An 18,658-nucleotide genomic window follows, 5' to 3' on the forward strand; every position below is an offset into this window, starting at 1 on the left:
GCCCAATGGTGGTGGTACCAACCGTTCCAGCCACCAGCCACACCGTCGACGAACTAGACGGGACCACCCGCGACACCACACCCGGATCAGGCCGGCCCCCACCGACGGACACCTACCATCGGAAAATCGGTGAGGATCGACCTCACAAATGCCGGAGTCGGAGCGTCTACAGGGTGTGAAAGCCAAAGAGCCATTCGAGACCGTGGTCCGAAACCACGGCCGCACGGTCTTTCGGGTCTGTTGCGCCATCGTGGGTGCACACGACGCCGACGACGCCTGGTCGGAGACGTTCCTGGCTGCCATGAAGGCCTACCCAGATCTGCCGGCGGACGCGAACGTCGAGGCCTGGCTGGTCACCGTCGCGCACCACAAAGCCATCGACATCACGAGAATCCGTACCCGCCAGCCGGTTCCGACCGACGTCGTGCCCGAGCCATCGAGTCGGGAGGACGCTCGCGAGTTCGACGACCTGGCCGCTGCGGTCGACCAGCTACCGCCCAAACAGAAACACGCCGTGGCCTACCACTACCTCGCAGGCCTGCCTTACAACGAGATCGCCGAGATCCTCGGCGGCACCGCCGCGGCCGCCCGCCGCGCCGCCAGCGACGGCATCGCGACACTACGACGCACCTACCTCGGCGAACTCGTCGAGGTCACCGCGCCGCAGACAAGCGCAGGAAGGAGCCAGAAATGAACAACGGCAGAACCATCGCCGGCGACCTGGCGCGCATCACCGCACCCGGACCCGACAGACTGGCCGACCTGCACAGCCGGCTGGCCGCCGCGGCAGCGCGGGACGGCGTCCTCGACGTCGCCTACCGCACCGTCGACAGCCCGGTCGGACCGCTGCTCCTGGCGGCCACCGACCAAGGCCTGATCCGCGTCGCCTACGCCCGCGAGGACCACGACGCCGTGCTGCAGCAGCTGGCCGACAAGGTGAGCCCCCGCATCCTGCTGGCACCGGCACGGCTCGACGCGGTTGCCCGCGAACTCGACGAGTACTTCGGCCGGGCCCGACGTACCTTCGACGTACCGCTGGATTGGCGGCTGGCCGCTGGGTTCCGCGCTGCGGTTCTGCACCACCTGCCCGAGATCGGCTATGGACGGACGGCCAGCTACGCCGACGTCGCCGTGCTGGCCGGTAGCCCCAAAGCAGTACGGGCGGTGGGCACCGCATGCGCGAAAAATCCACTGCCTGTGGTGGTTCCGTGCCACCGGGTGGTCCGCAGCGACGGAGCGATGGGCGGCTATCTCGGCGGCCCCGAGGCCAAACGCCTGCTGCTGGACTTGGAGGCCGCGGCATGAGCATCTGGCAGCAGCGCGTCGCGGCCACCGATTGGGAGGCCGTGCGCACGGAACTCGAGACCGTCGGTGGTGCGTTGACCGGACCGCTCGTCACGCCGGCCGAGGCCGCCGAGCTGGCCACGATCTACCCTGATGCAACCCGCTTCCGCTCGACCATCGACATGGCCCGCTACCGGTTCGGCGAAGGCCAGTACCGCTACTTCCACCGGCCGTACCCCGAGATCGTCACCGAGCTCAAATACGCGCTCTATCCGCGGCTGCTGCCCATCGCGCGAGACTGGTGGACGCGATTGCGTCGCGATCCGCCCTGGCCCGAGAGTTTCGATGACTGGCTCGATACCTGCCACCGAGCAGGGCAGACCAGAACCACCGCACTGCTGCTCAAGTACGGCGCCGGTGGCTGGTGCGCCTTGCACCAGGACCTGTACGGGGACTTGGTCTTTCCGCTCCAGGTCGTCATCAATCTGACGCGGCCCGAGGTCGATTACACCGGTGGGGAATTCCTGCTCTACGAGCAGCGGCCGCGCGCGCAGTCTCGTGGCTCGGCCATCTCCATCCCGTTCGGGCATGGGCTGGTGATCACCACCCGCGAGCGGCCGGTACCGTCCAAACGCGGGTGGGCCGTCGGGCCCGTCCGTCATGGCGTGTCCACGCTGCGCTCCGGGTCCCGCATGACCCTCGGCCTGATCTTCCACGACGCCGCATGACTGGGCGGGCATCGGCGCAACAAGCTCTACGGCCGCCTGGACTGTCCGTCAGCGCTACGGGCCATCGCCGCCGGCGGCTACGTCACTCAGCGAGTCTTCTTCGCAGACGAAAACGTCGCCGTCACAGCGGGATACCGCCCGTGCGCGGTGTGCCTACCCGAGGACTACCGGCGGTGGAAGGCAGCGCGATGAGACGCGGGCGCTTCACTCCAGCCCGGCGGTGCCGTCCGGCTTGACGGTGACCTTGGCACCCGCGAGATCCTCGCGGGTGCTGGCCTCGGCCTGCGACGGATCCGTGATCACCGCAAGCGCCCGGCTACCGCTGGGCGTGCAGACGGCGACGAAGATCTTCTCGGGTGCGCCCTCGCGGGTCACCGGCGTCGTCCAGGCCTCTACCGTGCCGGTGCCCGACCACTCATTTTCGGCCACTACCGTAGGTTCGGCATCGACCTCGGATTGCACGTCTTCCCAACGGAATTCATGTGTCGGCGGCCGCGTGCCGTAGACACCGAAGCTGTGTTTGGTCAGGTATCCGCCGTTGGCGGTGATCAGGCCCACCTGGCCGGGATTGGCGGCCAACCGTTCGGCCATGGTTGCGATCGAATGCGAGACGTAGTTGTTCCACGGCCCGCCGGCGAACGTCAGGCCTCCGGTCACGGTCAGCGGCCGCTGCGGGTCAACCAGGCCAAGGCCCAATTCCCGCGCCGCCACCTGCACCGCAGACGGGAAGCACGAGTACACGTCGACCGCGTCGATGTCATCGATGCCGAGGCCGGTCAGTTCCAGCACCCGGCGGCCCGCAATCCGGATGGATGGCGACTCGGAAAAACTGCCCCGCTCACCCAGCACGTATGGATCGTGGGCATCGGTACCCGCATACGGGAAAACCCAACGGTCCCTGGGAATCTGCAGCTCTTCCGCTTTGCCCACCGAGGTGAGGATCAGCGCCGCGCCCTGGTCGACCATGTTGTTGGAGTTCATCAGCTTGGTGTACGGCCAGCTGATCATCCGATTGTCCGGACCCGGCTGCCAGATCTGATCGGCAGGCACGGCATCTCGGCTCCACGCGTGCGAATTACCCTGTGCCACTTGGCTGAACCGCGACCACAGCTCGCCGATCCGTTGCCGGTGCTCCTCCGGCGTCTCCCCCGCGGCGATCCGCAGAGCCTGCTCGAACATCGGGTACACGTGCGACGGCGCCACCAGACCGATGCGCAGCTCGGCCGGCCCCACCATGTCCACGTCTGGGTCGCTGGGTGCCATCGGCACTGACTCGTCCTGCTGCGTGCCGGCCAGACGCTCACCGCGCGCCTTCAAACGCGTTCGGGTACGCCAGGTTTCGCCGCCGGCGATCAACACCACGTCGTTGCGGCCCTGCTGGATGTCCAGGCAGGCCTGGTTGACCAACGACTGGGGCACATTGCCGCCGACCGGGGTGTAGCGGGTGACGGCATCGGGTGCGCCGATCCGCTGCGCCAGCAGCAGACCCGGGTCCCGGTACCGCAGCGAGAACACGTTGACGATGCGCACCGCATCGACCGACTCGAGGACGCGGGCATCGGCCGCCTCCCGCGCCGCGGCTTCCATGAGGTCGACCGGCTCGCCACCCGGGTTCTCGTCGTACTGGTTCACCTGGCCGTAGCCGACCAGCACCGGGGTTCGGGGATCAAAGGACACTGAGGGATTCCTCTCCGGATGCGGGTCCGACGCGGTAGATCGATTTGATGCTCTGGTAGGCGGCCAGCCCCTCGGGGCCGAGTTCGCGGCCCAGGCCACTGGCTTTCACCCCACCGAACGGCGCAGCCATGTCCAATTGGTAGTCGTTGACGCCGACCGTCCCGCTGCGGATGGCGCGGGCGATGTCGGTGGCGCGTTCGGCATCGGCCGACCACACCGTCCCGCCCAGGCCGTACTCGCTGTCGTTGGCGAGCGCGACGGCCTGCTGCTCGGTCTCATAGGGAATCACCGCGAGGACCGGGCCGAAGATCTCCTCCTGCGCGAGGCGGGAGGCATTGTCCACGTCGATGAACACCGTCGGCGAGACGAACCAGCCGTCGGGTTGATCGGCCGGAATACCGCCGCCGGCAACGATTTTGGCGCCATCCGCCTTTCCGGCTTCGATGTAGCCGAGCACCCGGTCCCGTTGACGGGCGCTCACCAGCGGGCCGACGTCCGTCGACTTCTCCAGCGGGTCACCGACATTCAGCCCGGACGCCAGCGCGGCCAGTGCGTCGACCATGTCGTCATACCGGGATCGCGGTACCAGAATCCGCGAATTCAGGTGGCACGTCTGGCCGTTGTTGACGAACGCCGCCGACTTCAGCCCGTTGATCGTCGTGTCCAGATCAGCGTCCTCGAGAACGACGGCGGCCGACTTGCCGCCCAGTTCCAGGGTGACCGGCCGCAGGAGGCGCCCGCAGGCCTCGGCGATCCGCCGACCGACGGCGGTCGATCCGGTGAAGGACACCTTGTCGACGCCGGGATGGGAGACCAGACGCGCGCCGGTGTCGGGCCCGCCCGCGATGACATTCAGCACGCCGGCCGGTAGGCCCGCCGCCTGCGCAGCCTCGGCGAACACCAAGGCATCCAGCGCCGTCTCGGGTGAGGCCTTGAGCACCACGGTGCAGCCGGCCGCCAGCGCCGGCGCCAACTTGAAGGCGGCCAGCGCCTGCGGGTAGTTCCACGGCACGATCGCCCCGACCACGCCCACCGGTTCGCGGCGCACGATGGTGTGTCCGATGGCCGCCGGACGAATCTCTTCCGCCGGGGTCCCGGTGATGAGGCCGGCGTAGTACTGCAGCAGTGCGGCGGGGAAGCGGCCGTTCGCGCCGCGGGACAACCGGATCGGCATGCCGTTCTCGCGCGTACACAGTTCGTTGGTCGAGACCGAACGGGCCAGCAGCTCGTCGGCCAGCCGGTTCAGCACGGCCGCGCGCTCGGCTGGCGGCGTCGCACTCCATCCCGCCAGCGCCGCTCCCGCCGCCGCGACGGCCGCGTCGACCTCGTCCGGGCCTGCCGCGGCGCCCATACCGAGCAGCGTCCCGGTCGCGGCTTCCAGCACCGGGGTCGAGGCCGTGGCCGGGCGGAACTGCCCGCCGACGAAAATCCTTGCGCTGTCGTCGATCACGGACATCCGGGCACTCCTTCGGCGGTGACGGCGGACCCTGTGAGCGGCTCCACAACCACACGTTAGCGGGTCGCCGCCAACCAGCGTGACCTGGCCCTTTGCCCTCTATCGGTACACTCGCCACAGATGATCGACGCCTCGGCAGCCGCCGCTGCACCATGCCTACCGACCGGCTCAGCAGCCGTGCGGCATCCGCGCGTCTACATCGACGTGGCCGTGGTGGTGGCCGTCCTGGTCGCGACCAACCTGCTGGCCCATTTCACGACCCCCTGGGCGAACATCGTCGTCGTGCCGCTCGCGGCACTCGGATTGGTCGCCCTGGTGCGCAAACGGGGCCTCGGCTGGACCGAGCTCGGACTCGGCCGCGCCCACTGGCGGACCGGCATGCGCTACGCGCTCGGCGCGATCCTGCTCGTCGGATCGGTGATCGCCGCAGGTGTGCTCCTGCCCTGGACTCGGCCGATGTTCCTGAACAACCACTACGCGACCATTTCCGGGGCGTTGCTGGCCTCGATGATCGTGATCCCGCTGCAGACCGTCATTCCCGAGGAGCTCGCGTTCCGCGGCGTCCTGCACGGCACGCTCGACCGGGCCTGGGGCTTCCGCGGCGTCGCCGCCGCCGGTTCGCTGCTGTTCGGACTCTGGCACATCGCCACCTCACTGGGCCTGACCAGCAGCAACGTCGGATTCACCCGGGTGTTCGGCGGCGGGGTGGTCGGGATGGTCGCCGGCGTGACCATGGCAGTCGTCGCCACGGCTGCCGCGGGATTCGTCTTCACCTGGCTACGACGCCGGTCCGGCAGCCTGCTCGCCCCGATCGCCCTGCACTGGTCGCTGAACGGCATGGGCGCGCTCGCCGCCGCCGCGGTCTGGCACTTCAGCTAGGACCGCACCCCGAACCGTCACCAGATCGCTGCGGTTCAGACCTCGTTGTGGCTCGTTGCGTCGGGCTAGCCTCGAGAGGTATTTGTCAATGTCACGAAAGGTCATGGCAATGATGCATATCGTCTGGTTGCTACTTCTCGGCCTCATCGTCGGAGCCATTGCCCGGTTCGTCGTGCCCGGGAAAGACGACATGGGCTGGATTCTCACGTGTGTGCTTGGCGTCGCCGGTGGTTACGTCGGCGGCACGTTGAGCAGCATCGTCTACGCGCCGCACAAGCTCGATTTCCGTCCGCCCATCGCCCACTCGTTCTGGGGTGCCCTGGTCGGCGCGGTGATCCTGGTGTTGATCTACCGCTTCGTGAAATCGAAGAGTTCGACCTAGCGCTCGCGCAGAAATGAATTGAGGACCGTGCCCAACCGGGCACGGTCCTCAATTTTTCGGCTGCTACCCCGCGGGGGCCATCTCGGGCGGGGCGTTCGTCACCGGCACCGGCACGCCGACCATCGGGTGGGCCGGATCAGCGGGCTTCGGCGGAGCGTTCGGGTCGGTCGGCGGCGGAGGCGGCGGGTTCCACGGGCGGATCGACTGGGCCAGCGTCACCGCGGCGGCCTTGTCGACCGGGTGGTTGCCCGAACCCAGCCACACGACGAACCACCGCTGCGGGTTGCGCTGGCTGCGGATGGTGGCGTCCGGCGGCGGGTTGCCGACGACGCCCGCCCAGATCTGGCCGTTCGGCTTACCGGTGTCGGTGAACTTCACCTCGTAGAACGAGGCCGCACCCGGCAGGTTCCCGGCGGTGAGCGCGGTGGTCTCCTGGCCGACGCGGGTACCCGGGAACGGCATGAAGAACTCACCCATGTCCGAGGCCAACCGGTTGGCGGCCTTGCCGTTGTCGGACTCGGCGCCGGCGAACAGCTTCAGGTCCAGCCGGCCCAGCAGGACGCTGGTGTCGCTCGGAGCCTGCTCCGCGCCTGCGGCCGGAACCCGGGTCAGCAGCGCCTGACCGTACGACAGCTGCGTCGCGTCGGCGATCTTCCAGCCCTGCGGCACGACGTAGCTGAAGCCACCGGCGTCGTTGTTGACACGGCCGGGCTCGGGAGCGGGCGCCGGTGCACCGTCCTTAGTGGCTCCGGGGGCGGCGGGCGCTGCCGGGGCGCCGGGCGCGGCAGGAGCGGGCGCCGGTGGCGGTGCACCGGGGTCGCCCGCGGGTGCGGCCGGGTCGGGTGCGGGCGGGGCCGGCTCGACGGGCGGTGCCGGTTCAGGAGCAGGTGCCGGAGCGGGCGCCGGGGCGGGCGCGGGAGGCGGCGGCACCGGATCGGCGTACGAGATCGCGCTCGGCAGGGCGATGGCCGCGGCCGCCGCACCTGCCACAGCAGCAGTCAGGGATTTCGGAAGTCGTTTGCGGGCAGTTGTCCGCGCATCCGGGTGTCGCATGGGGACGAAAATACAGTGTTACCGGCGTGACGCAAGTGCGAGTTGCGGCTATTTCTCTCCCGGGTTCGTTAGCTCACATGCGGTATCTCGACAGAACACGGCGATATCGCTCGGTTGCTGGGGCATCGGAGTGCCGCGGCCAGGCCCGGGACGGGCCGGGCGTGCCGTCACGCGGGCCGAATCGCCACGTCGCGCGGGTGGACGCTGAAGTACACCTGCTCCCCCGGGACCAGCCGTAGACCGGCCGCCGTTTCGGCACTGATGTCGGCCGCGAGGCCCCCACTGCTGTCGTCGGTCGCCTCGGCGCGCACCCGGATGACGGGTCCCCGGTGATCGAGTTCCGCGACGCCGACCGCGACGACGTTGACGTCCCCCACGGGCATCCCCCGGCCTACCGACACCGCGGCCGGAGCGAACACGGCGATGGCCGGATCACCGGGTGTGACGTCCGGCCCATAGGTACCGCGCCAGGTCTGTCCCGCGGCCAGCACCGAACCGCCGTCGGTGCCGGCGCGCCCGCTGACCAGATTCACGCCCGCGAAGCGCGCCCCGAACACCGTCCGCGGCGCAGTCAGCACGTCCGCGACGGTGCCCGATTCGACGATGCGCCCGCTCTCGATGACCACCACCCGGTCGGCCAGGGTGACAACGTCGAGCAGATCGTGGCTGACCAACACCGAACTCCGACCGCCCGCACTCAGCACGCCGCGCAGCAGCCGGCGCATCGCCGAGGCGGCCGCGACGTCGAGTCCGGACAGCGGCTCATCCAGCAGCAATACGTCGGGTTCGGCCGCCAGCGCGCGAGCCAGCGCAACCCGCTGCGCCTGACCACCGGACAGCTGCCCCGGCCGCCGATCAGCCAGATCAGCGGCGCCGACCTCGCTCAGCCAGCGCTCCGCCGTCCGCCGCGCTTCGGTGCGCAGGCCCCGACGAGGGTGGTGCCGAGCGCGCGGTCCGAATGCCACGTTGCCCGCGACCGTCAGGTGCGGGAACAGCGCCGGGTCCTGCAGCAGCAGTCCAACCCGCCGGTTGTGCACCGCGATGTGCAGGCCCGTCGCGCCATCGGTGAGCCGGTGTTCTCCCACCCGCACGGTGCCCGCGTCCGGCCGCAGCAGGCCGGCGATCACATGCAGCACACTGGATTTGCCCGCGCCGTTGGGCCCGATGACCGCCACCACCTCACCGGCGGCGACGTCGAACTCCACATCGACGCCGCGTGCGTCGACCACCGCGTGCACCGAGAGCCCGCCCGTCACTGCCGGCTCTCCGCCTCGAACGGGCCGCGACCGAACCGGGCGCCACCCATCCCGAGCACCACGACGGCCGCGACCACGACCAGCACCAGCGACAACGCCACTGCCGCGTCGGCGTCAGCCTCGCGTTGCAGATAGATCTCCAGCGGCAGCGTCCGCGTCACCCCTTCGCGGGAACCGGCGAACGTCAGCGTCGCGCCGAACTCTCCCAGCGAGCGCGCGAACGCCAACACCGAGCCCGACACCAGGCCGGGCGCCAGCATCGGCAACGTGACCCGGCGCCACACCGTGGTCGGGCGGGCGCCCAACGTGGCTGCGACCGCTTCATACTGCGACCCGGCCGTGCGGGCCGCGCCTTCCAGCGCGATCACCAGGAACGGCAGCGAGACGAATGTCTGCGCCAGTACGACCGCCGTCGTCGAGAACGCGATGTGCACACCCGCCGCATCCAGGTACCTGCCGATCAAGCCCAGCCGGCCGAAGGCATACAGCAGCGCGATACCGCCGACGACCGGTGGCAGGACCAGCGGCAACAGGATCAGCGGACGGGTCCAGCGCACCACCCGGGAGCCGCTGCGGGCCAGGACCAGGGCCATCGGCACACCCAGCACCACACAGAGCACAGTGCTGGCGGCCGCGGTCTTGAGGCTGAGAACCAACGCGGTCACCGACGACTCGCTGCTGATCAGGTCGAGGAACCGCGACCAGTCGACCTTCGCCGCGACCGCGATCAGCGGCAGTACGACGAACAGCGCTCCCAGTGCCGCCGGGACATAAATCCAGCGCGGCAGTCCGGGGTTCAAGGCTTCGCGAATCCGAACTTCGCCAGGGTCTGACGCCCCACGTCACCCGTGACCAGTTCGACGAACCGCTGCGCGGCCGCCGTGTCCGCCGAGGACTTCAACACCGCGATCGGATAGATGTTCACCGCCGACGCCGCCTGCGGGAAGTCGACCTTGGCGACCTTGGCACCGGCCGCCTGCGCGTCGGTCTGGTAGACAACGCCGGCGTCGGCCTGGCCGCTGGTGACCTTGTTGAGCACGTCGGTGACCGAGGTTTCCTCGCTGACGGGCTTGAACTCCACGCCGGCGATTTTCTCGACCTTGCGCGTGGCCGAGCCGCACGGCACCTGGGCGGCACACACGACGACGTTCAGTCCGGGCCGGGCCAGATCGCCGAAGTTGTTGAGCTGCTTCGGATTACCGGGCGCCGTCACGATGACGAGCGTGTTGGAGGCGAAGTTCACCGGCGTGGCGGTGAGCAACCCGGCCTTGGCTGCCTTGGTCATGTTGTTGGCGTCGGCGGAGGCGAACACGTCGGCCTTCGCGCCCTGCGTCAGCTGCTCGACCAGCGAGGACGAGCCCGCGAAGTTGAACTGGACGTCCGCCCCGGGGTTGTCCTTCTGGTACTGGTCAGCGATGGCGGTGAACGCGCCCTTCAGAGAGGCCGCCGCGTACACGTTGACCACGGGACCCGACTTCTTGGAGCCCGAGTCACACGCCGCGACCGCGCTCACTGCACCGAGCAGGGTCAACACCGCCAGAACACGCATCAACTTGCGCATGAGCCACATTCGCAAAACCCTAGGGCCGTTTCCCCCGCGTGGCGAGTTTCGCCAGCTAGCTACTGTCCAGTAACATGGCGTCAACCGCGTTCAGCGTTGCACACGAGGAGGCCCTGTCATGGACGTTCTGGTCACCGGAGGCGATACCGACCTCGGCCGCGTCATCGCCCAAGGATTCCGCGACGCCGGGCACAACGTCGTCATCGCCGGCGCCCGCCGTGACGAGCTCGAAGTGGCCGCCAAGGAACTCGAAGTCGATTCGATCGTCCTGGACAACACCGACGGCGCCGCCCTCGAGCAGATGCGCGACAAGCTGCCGCAGCATCTCGACACCATCGTGAACGTCCCGGCCCCGGTCTGGTCCGCCGGCGACCCGCGCACCTACACGCTGGCCGAACGCGCCACCGTGTGGCGCAACACCCTCGATTCCTCGCTGCTGTCGGCGGTGTTGACCGTCCAGATCCTCGGCGACCAGATGCGTTCGGGCGGTGCCATCGTCACCGTCGTGCCGGAATGCCCCAAGGAGGGCACCGCCGACGCCGCCATCAAGGCCGCCGTGTCGAGCTGGACCGCCGGCCAGGCCGAGCACTTCGGCATCCGCGGCATCACGATCAACGTCGTCGCCGCCGGCCGCGGCTCCGAATCGGGCTATGACGGCATCGATGCGGGCGATGCGACCGTCGGCTCCGAGCTGACCAAGCTCGCGTTGTTCCTCACCACGCCGGCCGCCCGCCACATCACCGGCGAGACGCTGCACGTGAGCGCCGGGGCCCTGGCCACCTTCGCCTGACCCAGCCGGTTTTATTCCCGTTTCGTCCGGGCTTCGCGCCCGGCGAAAACCGGGACGCAACAGCGTGGTTGGTGGCTAGGGTCGAATCGTGACGATTCGATTCGCTCTCCAGATCCCCAACTTCTCCTACGGCACCGGCGTCGGCGAGCTGTACCCGACCGTCATCGCCCAGGCGCAGGAAGCCGAGGCAGCCGGCTTCGACTCCGTCTTCGTGATGGACCACTTCTACCAACTGCCGATGATCGGCACCCCCGATCAGCCGATGCTGGAGGCCTACACCGCTCTCGGCGGCCTGGCGACCGCGACCCAGAAGGTGCAGCTCGGCACCATGGTCACAGGCAACACCTACCGGAACCCGACGCTGCTGGCCAAGGCGATCACCACGCTCGACGTGATGAGCCAGGGCCGCGCGATCCTCGGCATCGGCACCGGTTGGTTCGAACTCGAGCACGACCAGCTCGGCTACGATTTCGGCACGTTCACCGACCGGTTCAACCGCCTGAATGAGTCCCTGCAGATCGTGCTGCCGATGCTCAAGGGCGAGCGGCCGACGTTCACCGGCGAGTACTACCGCACGGTCGAGGCCATGGCCAATCCTCGGTTCCGCGACCACATTCCGCTGTTGATCGGCGGCCGCGGCGAGAAGAAGACCATCCCGCTGGCGGCACGTCACTTCGACCACCTCAACATCATCGGCGGCTTCGACGAGTTGCCCCACAAGCTGGGCGTCGTCCGCGGCGCCTGCGAGAAGATCGACCGCGACCCGGCCACCCTCGAAACCAGCATGCTGCTCACCGCGCTCGTGGACGATCGGGCGACTTCTGACCTGATCCCGGAAGCCAACCGCCAGAACACGGTCGCCGGCAGCGCCGAAAGCGTCGCCGAACAGCTGAAGGCCAAGGTCTTCGACGTCGGTGTCGGCGGCGTCATCATCAACATCCCGACCCAGGTGACGGGCTACGTGCCGGGCGTCATCAAGGCGCTCGGAGCCGCGCTGCACTCGGCGATCGGCGGCTGACCGCCGCCGGTGGGGCATCTCACTGCATTGATCGATTCAGCTACGACTAGCCTGTGGGTGTAAACAGTCGTGTAGTAGGTCGAGGAGCCCCTCAACATGGTCCACCCCGGAGCTACGGCAACGGATCGCCACAAGGTCGTCATCATCGGTTCCGGCTTCGGCGGGCTGACCAGCGCCAAAGCCCTCAAGCACGCTGATGTCGACGTCAAACTGATCGCCCGTACCACCCACCACCTGTTCCAGCCGCTGCTGTACCAGGTGGCCACGGGCATCATCTCCGAAGGTGAGATCGCCCCGCCCACGCGGCTGATCCTGCGCAAGCAGAAGAACGCGCAGGTGCTGCTCGGCGATGTGACGCACATCGACCTGGTGAACCAGACCGTCGACTCGATCCTGCTGGGACACACGTACAGCACGCCGTACGACAGCCTGATCATCGCCGCGGGCGCCGGGCAGTCCTACTTCGGCAATGACCACTTCGCCGAGTGGGCGCCGGGCATGAAGACCATCGACGACGCGCTGGAGCTGCGCGGCCGCATCCTGGGTGCGTTCGAGCAGGCCGAGCGGTCCAGCGACCCGGAACGGCGCAAGAAGCTGCTGACCTTCGTGGTCGTCGGCGCCGGCCCGACCGGCGTGGAGATGGCCGGCCAGATTCAGGAACTGTCGGACCAGACGCTCAAGGGCAGCTTCCGGCACATCGACCCGACCGAGGCCAAGGTCATCCTGCTCGACGCCGCCCCGGCGGTGCTGCCGCCCATGGGCGAGAAGCTGGGCCTGAAGGCCAAGAACCGGCTCGAGAAGATGGGCGTGGAGATTCAGCTCAACGCCATGGTCACCGACGTCGACCGCAACGGCCTGACCGTCAAGGACAAGGACGGCACCATCCGGCGGATCGAGTCGGCGTGCAAGGTGTGGTCTGCCGGTGTGCAGGCCAGCCCGCTCGGCCGCGATCTGGTCAACCAGTCGGAGACCGAGATCGACCGCGCCGGCCGCGTCAAGGTGAACCCGGATCTGTCGATCCCCGGCCACCCCAACGTGTTCGTCGTCGGCGACATGGCCTTCGTCGACGGCGTACCGGGTATGGCACAGGGCGCGATCCAGGGCGGCAACCACGTCGCCTCGATCCTCAAGAACGAGGCCAAGGCCCGCGCGCACGGCACCAAACCCAAGCCGCGCGAACCGTTCTCGTACTTCGACAAGGGCTCGATGGCCACCGTCTCGAAGTGGAACGCCGTCGCCCAGATCCCGCTCGGCGGGAAGTCCAAGCTCGAATTCGGCGGCTTCATCGCGTGGCTGGCCTGGCTCGGGCTGCACCTGATCTACCTGGTGGGCTTCAAGACCAAGATCGCCACGCTGCTGTCGTGGACGGTGACGTTCATGAGCCGCCAGCGCGGTCAGCTGACCATCACCGAGCAGCAGGCCTACGCCCGCACCAGGATCGGAGAACTCGAGGAAATCGTCCAGGCCACGGTCGACCCGGAGACCGTCGCGTCGGCGTCCTGATCCGGACTAAAGGCGCGGGCCCTGCCAGGCCGACAGGCAACCACCGTCGGCCAGGGCCATGACCACCTGATCTCGGCGTGATTCGTATCGCTCGGCGTTACGAATCACGCCGAAATCGCTTTCGGGGTAAAGAAATTCGCTGACATAAGCGCGTGGTGCGGCGATCTCGTCGTCGCTGACCGCACCGGCACCGAGTTCGACGCGGTGTCGCACCACGGGCAGGGCATCACAGTCGACATTCAGTGCCCCCTCCCAGAAGCCGTGCTGCTCGCCGGACCGCCCGACCTGCACCCGCTCGCGCAGCCGCACCCGGCCTTCGTCGGCTATCTGCAACCGCGTCGTCGCCTGGTGGCTGCTGCCGCCCGCGATGACCGTCGGCTCCGGGTCGAGATCGAGTTCCCCGGCAACCTCGAGATCCCAGCTCGAGCGTGACCGCGTCGTCGCGGCACCGGGCAGCACCATCATCGCGGCGACGCTGCGCACCCGCAGCCGGGCACCGGCCGCCACGATGACGCGCACATCGATGGTGTCGCCGCCCAACGGCGTTGCCGCCGTGGACACCAAGTGGACGGTGTCGGGGGCGGTGCGGCGCGCGGCAACCCCGCCGACGCACTCGATGCGCGGGCCGCGGCCGGGGGCCGCGACGATCAGAACCTGGGTGTGCATGGCTCAGGCGTTCGTGACTCCCGCGCCGGCCAGTTGGTCGCGGACCCAGGCCTGCACCGCCGAAGCCGTCGGATCGTCGGTCAGCGAGATCAGCACCGTGGGGCGCTCACCACGGACCTGCGCGGCGTCACGGCGCATGACGTCCAGGTCGGCGCCCACCATCGGCGCGAGGTCGGTCTTGTTGACCACCAGCAGATCCGAGAACGTGACGCCGGGGCCGCCCTTGCGCGGCACCTTGTCGCCACCGGCCACGTCGACGACGAAGATCTGCACATCGACCAGGCCCGAGGAGAATGTCGCGGTCAGGTTGTCTCCCCCGGACTCGACCAGGATGAGGTCGAGTTTGTCGTTGGTCTCGATGAGATCGTCGATGGCGTCGAGGTTCGCGGTGATGTCGTCGCGGATCGCGGTGTGCGGGCAACCGCCGGTCTGCACCGCGGCGATCCGCCCGTCGGGCAGTACGGCGTGCCGGCGCAGGAAGTCCGCGTCCTCGGTGGTGTAGATGTCGTTGGTCAGCACCGCCAGGGACAGTTCGTCGCGCAATTGCCGGCATAGCGCTGCGACCAACGCCGTCTTGCCGGAGCCGACGGGGCCGCCGACGCCGATGCGCAGCGGCTCACCGGGCTGCCGTTCGCGTTTGGGCCTGTCGTGGTGATGGTGTGGCTGACCGTCGAGGAAATGTGGTGGCATGGCGGACCTTTCGGGTCAGGAAGCGAACAGGGGACGGTCGCGGCCGGCGTGCCGTTGCGCCAGGACGTCGAGCAGTGGATCGGACAGGTCGGCAAGGCCTTTCGCCGCTTCGGCGGCGGTGCTGTCACACAGCCCCGACAGCTCGAAGGTCAGTGCGGCCACGTCGGCGGGGTCCAGCGCCAGCAGCCGCTGCGCGGCCGTCGCGGAGCCGGTCATCGTGGTGTAAACGACTGTGGCACAGGTCTGTTCGGGGGCGAGGCCGCTGACGCGGCCGACCACACCGGACGCCACCGCGAGGTGCGGCCGGGTGCCGAGCGGCTGCCAATCCGTTTCGGGCCAGACGCGGCGCGCCAACCGCAGCAGTCCCCGTCCCTGCGCCCGGGATGCCAGCCGGGCCGCGGGCGCCGGTGTGCGCGCGTCGGTTTCGCGGTCGGCGGCCACCGGGTCGAGCCCGCTGTGGACCGCCGCCGCGATGGACGCGGTGACCAGCCCGTGCGTGCGGATACGCCGGCGTAGGTACGCCCGCAGCGTCACCACGTCGGCCACCAGGCCACTGGTGACCGCCTCTTCGACGCCACCGGAGTGCACGTGCCCACCGGTCGGCAACCGCGAATCCGCCAGAGTGAGCAGCGTGGCCAGGCCGCCATCCATCAGAACAGGAAGTATCTCTGCGCCATCGGCAACTCCGCGGCGGGCTGTTCCTGCCAGACCTCGCCGTCGATGCGGACGGTGAAAGTGTCCGGGTCGACGCGGATGTCCGGCATGGCGTCGTTGAGTGGCAGGTCCGCCTTGCCCCGGCCCCGGACGTTCTTGACCGGAACGAGCCTGCGCCGCAAGCCCAGTCGTGCTGCCAGGTCGTCCTCGATGGCGGTGGGTGAGACGAAATGCACCGACAGCCCGGCCGCCACCGAGGGATGCGCTCCGAACATCGGGCGCGGCAGGACGGGTTGCGGCGTCGGGATCGAGGCGTTCGCATCCCCCATCGCCGCCCAGGCGATCGCGCCGCCTTTGAGCACCAGGTGCGGACGGACACCGAAGAACGCCGGCTCCCAGAGCACCAGATCGGCGAGCTTGCCGACCTCCACCGAACCGAGTTCGTGGTCGATACCGTGGGTCACGGCCGGGCAGATGGTGTACTTGGCCACGTATCGGCGAACCCGGTTGTTGTCCGCCGGACCGTCGCCGGGCAGCGGGCCGCGGCGCTTCTTCATCACGTGCGCGGTCTGCCAGGTCCGCAGCACCACCTCACCGATGCGTCCCATGGCCTGGCTGTCGCTGCCGATCATCGAAATGGCGCCGATGTCGTGCAGCAGATCCTCGGCGGCGATGGTCGACGGCCGAATCCGGCTCTCCGCGAACGCCAAATCCTCGGGCACGGCAGCGTTGAGGTGATGGCACACCATCAGCATGTCGAGGTGTTCGTCGAGGGTGTTGACGGTGTGGGGCCGCGTCGGGTTGGTCGAACTGGGCATCACGTTCGGATGGCTGGCGACGGTGATGATGTCGGGCGCATGGCCGCCGCCGGCGCCCTCGGTGTGGTACGCGTGGATGGCCCGGCCGGCGATGGCCGCCAGGGTGTCCTCGACGAACCCCATCTCGTTGAGGGTGTCCGAGTGCAGCGCCACCTGCACGTCGGCCTCCTCAGCCACCCGCAGACAGGCGTCGATGGCGGCCGGGGTCGTGCCCCAGTCCTCGTGCAATTTGAAACCGGCTGCGCCGCCGCGCAATTGCTCCCACATCGAGTCGGGGTTGATGGTGTTGCCCTTGCCGAGCAACAGGATGTTCATCGGCCAGCCGTCGAGGGCCTGCAGCATGCGTCCCAGGTGCCAGGCGCCGGGCGTGACGGTGGTGGCCTTGCTGCCCTCGGCGGGCCCGGTGCCGCCACCGATCATCGTGGTGATGCCGCCGCCGATCGCCTCTTCGAGGATCTGCGGACAGATGAAATGGACGTGACAGTCGATGCCGCCCGCGGTGAGGATTCGCCCGTTGCCGGCGATGATCTCGGTGGACGGGCCCACCACCAGGTCGGGGTGCACCCCGGACATGATGTCGGGGTTGCCGGCCTTGCCGATCGCGACGATGCGGCCGTCGCGAATCCCGATGTCGGCCTTGATGATTCCCCAGTAGTCGATGATGATCGCGCCGGTGATCACGGTGTCCGGGGCACCGTCGGCGCGGGTCGCCCGAGCCTGCCCCATGGACTCGCGCAGCACCTTGCCACCACCGAAGACCGCCTCGTCACCGGACAGTCCCGGGCCGCCGCTGCGGTCCTCGGTGATCTCGATCAGCAGATCGGTGTCCGCCAGTCGGATCCGATCGCCCGTCGTCGGCCCGAACAGCGCCGCATACCGGGCGCGGGACAGTGAACTCATCCGTGCCCTCGGTTCTTCGCGCAAGCGCTCATCACAAATCCAGCTTTCCGGGCGCATCGAGCGACAGCCCATACACTTCCCGCGTCCCGCCCAGCGGAACCAGTGAAACCCGCTGGGCGACACCGGGTTCGAACCTGACGGCGGTACCCGCCGGCACGTCGAGCCGGTGTCCGTGCGCCGCTGCGCGGTCGAAGTCCAACGCCGAGTTGGCCTGCGGGAAATGCACGTGGCTGCCGACCTGCACGGGCCGGTCACCGACGTTGACCACGTCGAGGATCAGCCGCTCGGCACCCGCATTGAAGGCGATATCGCCGTCGCCATAAAGGATTTCACCGGGAATCAGCGTCACGCCCTCGGTACTCGTCCGGTCCGTCATCGTCGCCGTCCTCAGGCAATCGGGTGGTGGACGGTGACCAGTTTGGTGCCGTCCGGGAAGGTGGCCTCGACCTGGACGTCGGGCAGCATCTCGGGAACCCCGTCCATGACGTCGTCGCGGCTCAGGACGTCCCGGCCGCTGACCATCAGCTCCGCGACCGTCCGCCCATCCCGGGCACCTTCCAGCAGGTGATCGGTGATCACCGCCACCGCCTCGGGGTGATTCAGGCGCAACCCTCTGGCCTGTCGTCGACGGGCCAGTTCGGCGGCGTACGAAATCAGCAGGCGTTCTTGCTCATGCGGCGTCAAACGCATAAGGGGCGATATTGCCACGGCACGCCGGGAACGGCATGTCGGGCCGGAGCTTTCAGCCCCTCAGGCGCACCCGAAGGCTCAGCCCTCGAGATTCTGGAGCCGCACCTGGCCCCGCGCGACCATCCGATCGTCCTCATCGGTGATCGTGACCAGCCACAGCTGCTGGCGGCGGCCCCGGTGGATCGGCGTCGAGGTGGCGGTGACCGTTCCGGTCTTGAGCGCGCGCAGGAAGTCGGTGTTGTTGTTGACGCCGACGACCGTGCCGCCACCGTGCTCGGCGAGCCAGACGTGGCCGGAGACACTGGCGACGCTTTCGACGACGGCGCAGTGGATGCCGCCGTGCACGATTCCCCAGGGCTGTAGCAGCTTGTCGGTGATCTTCAGTTGAGCGCGTGCGCCGTCCGCGGTGACCTCCAGATAGGTCAGTCCGATTTCGGCGTCGAAGCCCTTGCCGAGGTCCGCGGGCACAGATGTCGTCACGAATAGCTGTCTACACGAGCGCAGCCGACGGCGGTCGCCGCACCCGCCACAAAGGCGAGCAGGCCCCGCACCGATGGTGCGGGGCCTGCTCTTCGAGTGGACCGGGAATCACTGCAGCCCTCAGGATTCCGGCGCGGTCCGTTAGTTTCTCGACTCCCGAATAATAGGCAAGG

The 18,658-nt window shown here is 68.6% G+C and carries 22 protein-coding genes; 9 read left to right on the top strand and 13 right to left on the bottom strand.

The window, feature by feature from the left end; all coding sequences use genetic code 11:
- The first annotated feature begins 148 nt into the window (after positions 1-148).
- From TL10_RS10865 to TL10_RS30125, 4 genes are read left to right on the top strand one after another with little or no spacing between them, the layout of a single operon-like run.
- The gene (locus TL10_RS10865; RefSeq protein ID WP_043985668.1) at positions 149-694 is read left to right on the top strand and encodes an RNA polymerase sigma factor; all 546 of its coding nucleotides are present in this window, start codon (positions 149-151) and stop codon (positions 692-694) included.
- A complete protein-coding gene (locus TL10_RS10870) occupies positions 691-1,305 on the top strand; it encodes a methylated-DNA--[protein]-cysteine S-methyltransferase (protein WP_043985669.1) in 615 nt (204 codons plus the stop codon). Before TL10_RS10865 ends, TL10_RS10870 begins: the two co-directional genes overlap by 4 nt.
- Positions 1,302-2,012: a 2OG-Fe(II) oxygenase gene (locus tag TL10_RS10875; protein ID WP_043985670.1), complete on the top strand. Its 711-nt coding sequence runs from the start codon at positions 1,302-1,304 to the stop codon at positions 2,010-2,012. The genes TL10_RS10870 and TL10_RS10875 overlap by 4 nt, the downstream gene beginning before the upstream one ends.
- Positions 2,013-2,204, top strand: a complete 192-nt coding sequence (locus TL10_RS30125) for an Ada metal-binding domain-containing protein (RefSeq protein ID WP_082067927.1) — start codon at positions 2,013-2,015, stop codon at positions 2,202-2,204.
- Between the two features lie 12 nt (positions 2,205-2,216).
- Here TL10_RS30125 and TL10_RS10880 read toward each other — a convergent pair whose 3' ends face one another.
- Both TL10_RS10880 and TL10_RS10885 read right to left on the bottom strand, forming a co-directional pair.
- A complete protein-coding gene (locus TL10_RS10880; protein WP_043985671.1) occupies positions 2,217-3,689 on the bottom strand; it encodes an acetyl-CoA acetyltransferase in 1,473 nt (490 codons plus the stop codon).
- Positions 3,679-5,145, bottom strand: coding sequence for an aldehyde dehydrogenase (locus tag TL10_RS10885; RefSeq protein ID WP_043985672.1), 1,467 nt, complete (start codon positions 5,143-5,145; stop codon positions 3,679-3,681). Before TL10_RS10885 ends, TL10_RS10880 begins: the two co-directional genes overlap by 11 nt.
- Positions 5,146-5,265: 120 nt before the next feature.
- On the opposite strand from TL10_RS10885, the gene TL10_RS10890 reads away from it, so the two are divergent.
- Both TL10_RS10890 and TL10_RS10895 read left to right on the top strand, forming a co-directional pair.
- The gene (locus TL10_RS10890; protein ID WP_043400947.1) at positions 5,266-6,024 is read left to right on the top strand and encodes a CPBP family intramembrane glutamic endopeptidase; all 759 of its coding nucleotides are present in this window, start codon (positions 5,266-5,268) and stop codon (positions 6,022-6,024) included.
- A 109-nt stretch (positions 6,025-6,133) separates the two neighbouring features.
- Positions 6,134-6,406 (top strand): GlsB/YeaQ/YmgE family stress response membrane protein, encoded by a 273-nt coding sequence (locus TL10_RS10895; RefSeq protein ID WP_051955195.1) that lies wholly within the window; start codon positions 6,134-6,136, stop codon positions 6,404-6,406.
- A 63-nt stretch (positions 6,407-6,469) separates the two neighbouring features.
- Here the strand turns inward: TL10_RS10895 and TL10_RS10900 are convergent, their stop codons facing one another.
- From TL10_RS10900 to modA, 4 genes are all read right to left on the bottom strand, one after another.
- The gene (locus tag TL10_RS10900) at positions 6,470-7,459 is read right to left on the bottom strand and encodes an APA family fibronectin-binding glycoprotein (protein WP_043985673.1); all 990 of its coding nucleotides are present in this window, start codon (positions 7,457-7,459) and stop codon (positions 6,470-6,472) included.
- 167 nt (positions 7,460-7,626) lie between these two features.
- The gene (locus tag TL10_RS10905; protein WP_043985674.1) at positions 7,627-8,715 is read right to left on the bottom strand and encodes a sulfate/molybdate ABC transporter ATP-binding protein; all 1,089 of its coding nucleotides are present in this window, start codon (positions 8,713-8,715) and stop codon (positions 7,627-7,629) included.
- Positions 8,712-9,515 carry an ABC transporter permease gene (locus TL10_RS10910; protein WP_043985675.1) on the bottom strand — a complete coding sequence of 268 codons (804 nt, stop codon included), beginning with the start codon at positions 9,513-9,515 and terminating at the stop codon, positions 8,712-8,714. Before TL10_RS10910 ends, TL10_RS10905 begins: the two co-directional genes overlap by 4 nt.
- Positions 9,512-10,285 carry a molybdate ABC transporter substrate-binding protein gene (gene modA / locus TL10_RS10915; RefSeq protein ID WP_043985676.1) on the bottom strand — a complete coding sequence of 258 codons (774 nt, stop codon included), beginning with the start codon at positions 10,283-10,285 and terminating at the stop codon, positions 9,512-9,514. Before modA ends, TL10_RS10910 begins: the two co-directional genes overlap by 4 nt.
- A gap of 109 nt (positions 10,286-10,394) precedes the next feature.
- On the opposite strand from modA, the gene TL10_RS10920 reads away from it, so the two are divergent.
- The 3 genes from TL10_RS10920 to TL10_RS10930 all read left to right on the top strand — a co-directional run bounded on the left by TL10_RS10920 (position 10,395) and on the right by TL10_RS10930 (position 13,587).
- Positions 10,395-11,066 (top strand): SDR family oxidoreductase, encoded by a 672-nt coding sequence (locus tag TL10_RS10920; RefSeq protein ID WP_043400960.1) that lies wholly within the window; start codon positions 10,395-10,397, stop codon positions 11,064-11,066.
- Positions 11,067-11,154: 88 nt separating this feature from the next.
- Entirely contained in the window at positions 11,155-12,084 is a 930-nt protein-coding gene (locus TL10_RS10925) for an LLM class F420-dependent oxidoreductase (protein WP_043985677.1), read from the top strand.
- Positions 12,085-12,180: 96 nt separating this feature from the next.
- Positions 12,181-13,587, top strand: coding sequence for a type II NADH:quinone oxidoreductase Ndh (locus tag TL10_RS10930; protein WP_043400964.1), 1,407 nt, complete (start codon positions 12,181-12,183; stop codon positions 13,585-13,587).
- A gap of 6 nt (positions 13,588-13,593) precedes the next feature.
- Here TL10_RS10930 and TL10_RS10935 read toward each other — a convergent pair whose 3' ends face one another.
- From TL10_RS10935 to TL10_RS10965, 7 genes are all read right to left on the bottom strand, one after another.
- The gene (locus TL10_RS10935; protein ID WP_043985678.1) at positions 13,594-14,253 is read right to left on the bottom strand and encodes an urease accessory protein UreD; all 660 of its coding nucleotides are present in this window, start codon (positions 14,251-14,253) and stop codon (positions 13,594-13,596) included.
- Positions 14,254-14,256: 3 nt separating this feature from the next.
- Positions 14,257-14,943, bottom strand: coding sequence for an urease accessory protein UreG (gene ureG / locus TL10_RS10940; protein WP_043985679.1), 687 nt, complete (start codon positions 14,941-14,943; stop codon positions 14,257-14,259).
- Between the two features lie 15 nt (positions 14,944-14,958).
- The gene (locus TL10_RS10945; RefSeq protein ID WP_043985680.1) at positions 14,959-15,594 is read right to left on the bottom strand and encodes an urease accessory protein UreF; all 636 of its coding nucleotides are present in this window, start codon (positions 15,592-15,594) and stop codon (positions 14,959-14,961) included.
- Positions 15,594-17,315: an urease subunit alpha gene (locus TL10_RS10950; RefSeq protein ID WP_043399911.1), complete on the bottom strand. Its 1,722-nt coding sequence runs from the start codon at positions 17,313-17,315 to the stop codon at positions 15,594-15,596. The genes TL10_RS10945 and TL10_RS10950 overlap by 1 nt, the downstream gene beginning before the upstream one ends.
- 31 nt (positions 17,316-17,346) lie before the next feature.
- Positions 17,347-17,658, bottom strand: a complete 312-nt coding sequence (locus TL10_RS10955; protein WP_043399944.1) for an urease subunit beta — start codon at positions 17,656-17,658, stop codon at positions 17,347-17,349.
- Between the two features lie 44 nt (positions 17,659-17,702).
- Complete coding sequence (locus tag TL10_RS10960) at positions 17,703-18,005, bottom strand: urease subunit gamma (RefSeq protein WP_043399908.1); 303 nt, start codon at positions 18,003-18,005, stop codon at positions 17,703-17,705.
- 78 nt (positions 18,006-18,083) lie between these two features.
- On the bottom strand, positions 18,084-18,485 hold the full coding sequence (locus TL10_RS10965; RefSeq protein WP_043399905.1) for a PaaI family thioesterase: 402 nt from the start codon (positions 18,483-18,485) through the stop codon (positions 18,084-18,086).
- Positions 18,486-18,658 lie beyond the last annotated feature (173 nt).

Origin of the sequence: Mycolicibacterium llatzerense (assembly GCF_000878195.1) — a bacterium.
Lineage (GTDB): Bacteria > Actinomycetota > Actinomycetes > Mycobacteriales > Mycobacteriaceae > Mycobacterium > Mycobacterium llatzerense.

Coding starts and splice junctions, on each gene's coding strand:
- TL10_RS10865 (WP_043985668.1), top strand. CDS start 149: ATGCCGGAGTCGGAGCGTCTACAGGGTGTGAAAGCCAAAGAGCCATTC.
- TL10_RS10870 (WP_043985669.1), top strand. CDS start 691: ATGAACAACGGCAGAACCATCGCCGGCGACCTGGCGCGCATCACCGCA.
- TL10_RS10875 (WP_043985670.1), top strand. CDS start 1,302: ATGAGCATCTGGCAGCAGCGCGTCGCGGCCACCGATTGGGAGGCCGTG.
- TL10_RS10885 (WP_043985672.1), bottom strand. CDS start 5,145: ATGTCCGTGATCGACGACAGCGCAAGGATTTTCGTCGGCGGGCAGTTC.
- TL10_RS10890 (WP_043400947.1), top strand. CDS start 5,266: ATGATCGACGCCTCGGCAGCCGCCGCTGCACCATGCCTACCGACCGGC.
- TL10_RS10895 (WP_051955195.1), top strand. CDS start 6,134: ATGATGCATATCGTCTGGTTGCTACTTCTCGGCCTCATCGTCGGAGCC.
- TL10_RS10900 (WP_043985673.1), bottom strand. CDS start 7,459: ATGCGACACCCGGATGCGCGGACAACTGCCCGCAAACGACTTCCGAAA.
- modA (WP_043985676.1), bottom strand. CDS start 10,285: ATGTGGCTCATGCGCAAGTTGATGCGTGTTCTGGCGGTGTTGACCCTG.
- TL10_RS10920 (WP_043400960.1), top strand. CDS start 10,395: ATGGACGTTCTGGTCACCGGAGGCGATACCGACCTCGGCCGCGTCATC.
- TL10_RS10930 (WP_043400964.1), top strand. CDS start 12,181: ATGGTCCACCCCGGAGCTACGGCAACGGATCGCCACAAGGTCGTCATC.
- TL10_RS10935 (WP_043985678.1), bottom strand. CDS start 14,253: ATGCACACCCAGGTTCTGATCGTCGCGGCCCCCGGCCGCGGCCCGCGC.
- ureG (WP_043985679.1), bottom strand. CDS start 14,943: ATGCCACCACATTTCCTCGACGGTCAGCCACACCATCACCACGACAGG.
- TL10_RS10945 (WP_043985680.1), bottom strand. CDS start 15,594: ATGGATGGCGGCCTGGCCACGCTGCTCACTCTGGCGGATTCGCGGTTG.
- TL10_RS10950 (WP_043399911.1), bottom strand. CDS start 17,315: ATGAGTTCACTGTCCCGCGCCCGGTATGCGGCGCTGTTCGGGCCGACG.
- TL10_RS10960 (WP_043399908.1), bottom strand. CDS start 18,005: ATGCGTTTGACGCCGCATGAGCAAGAACGCCTGCTGATTTCGTACGCC.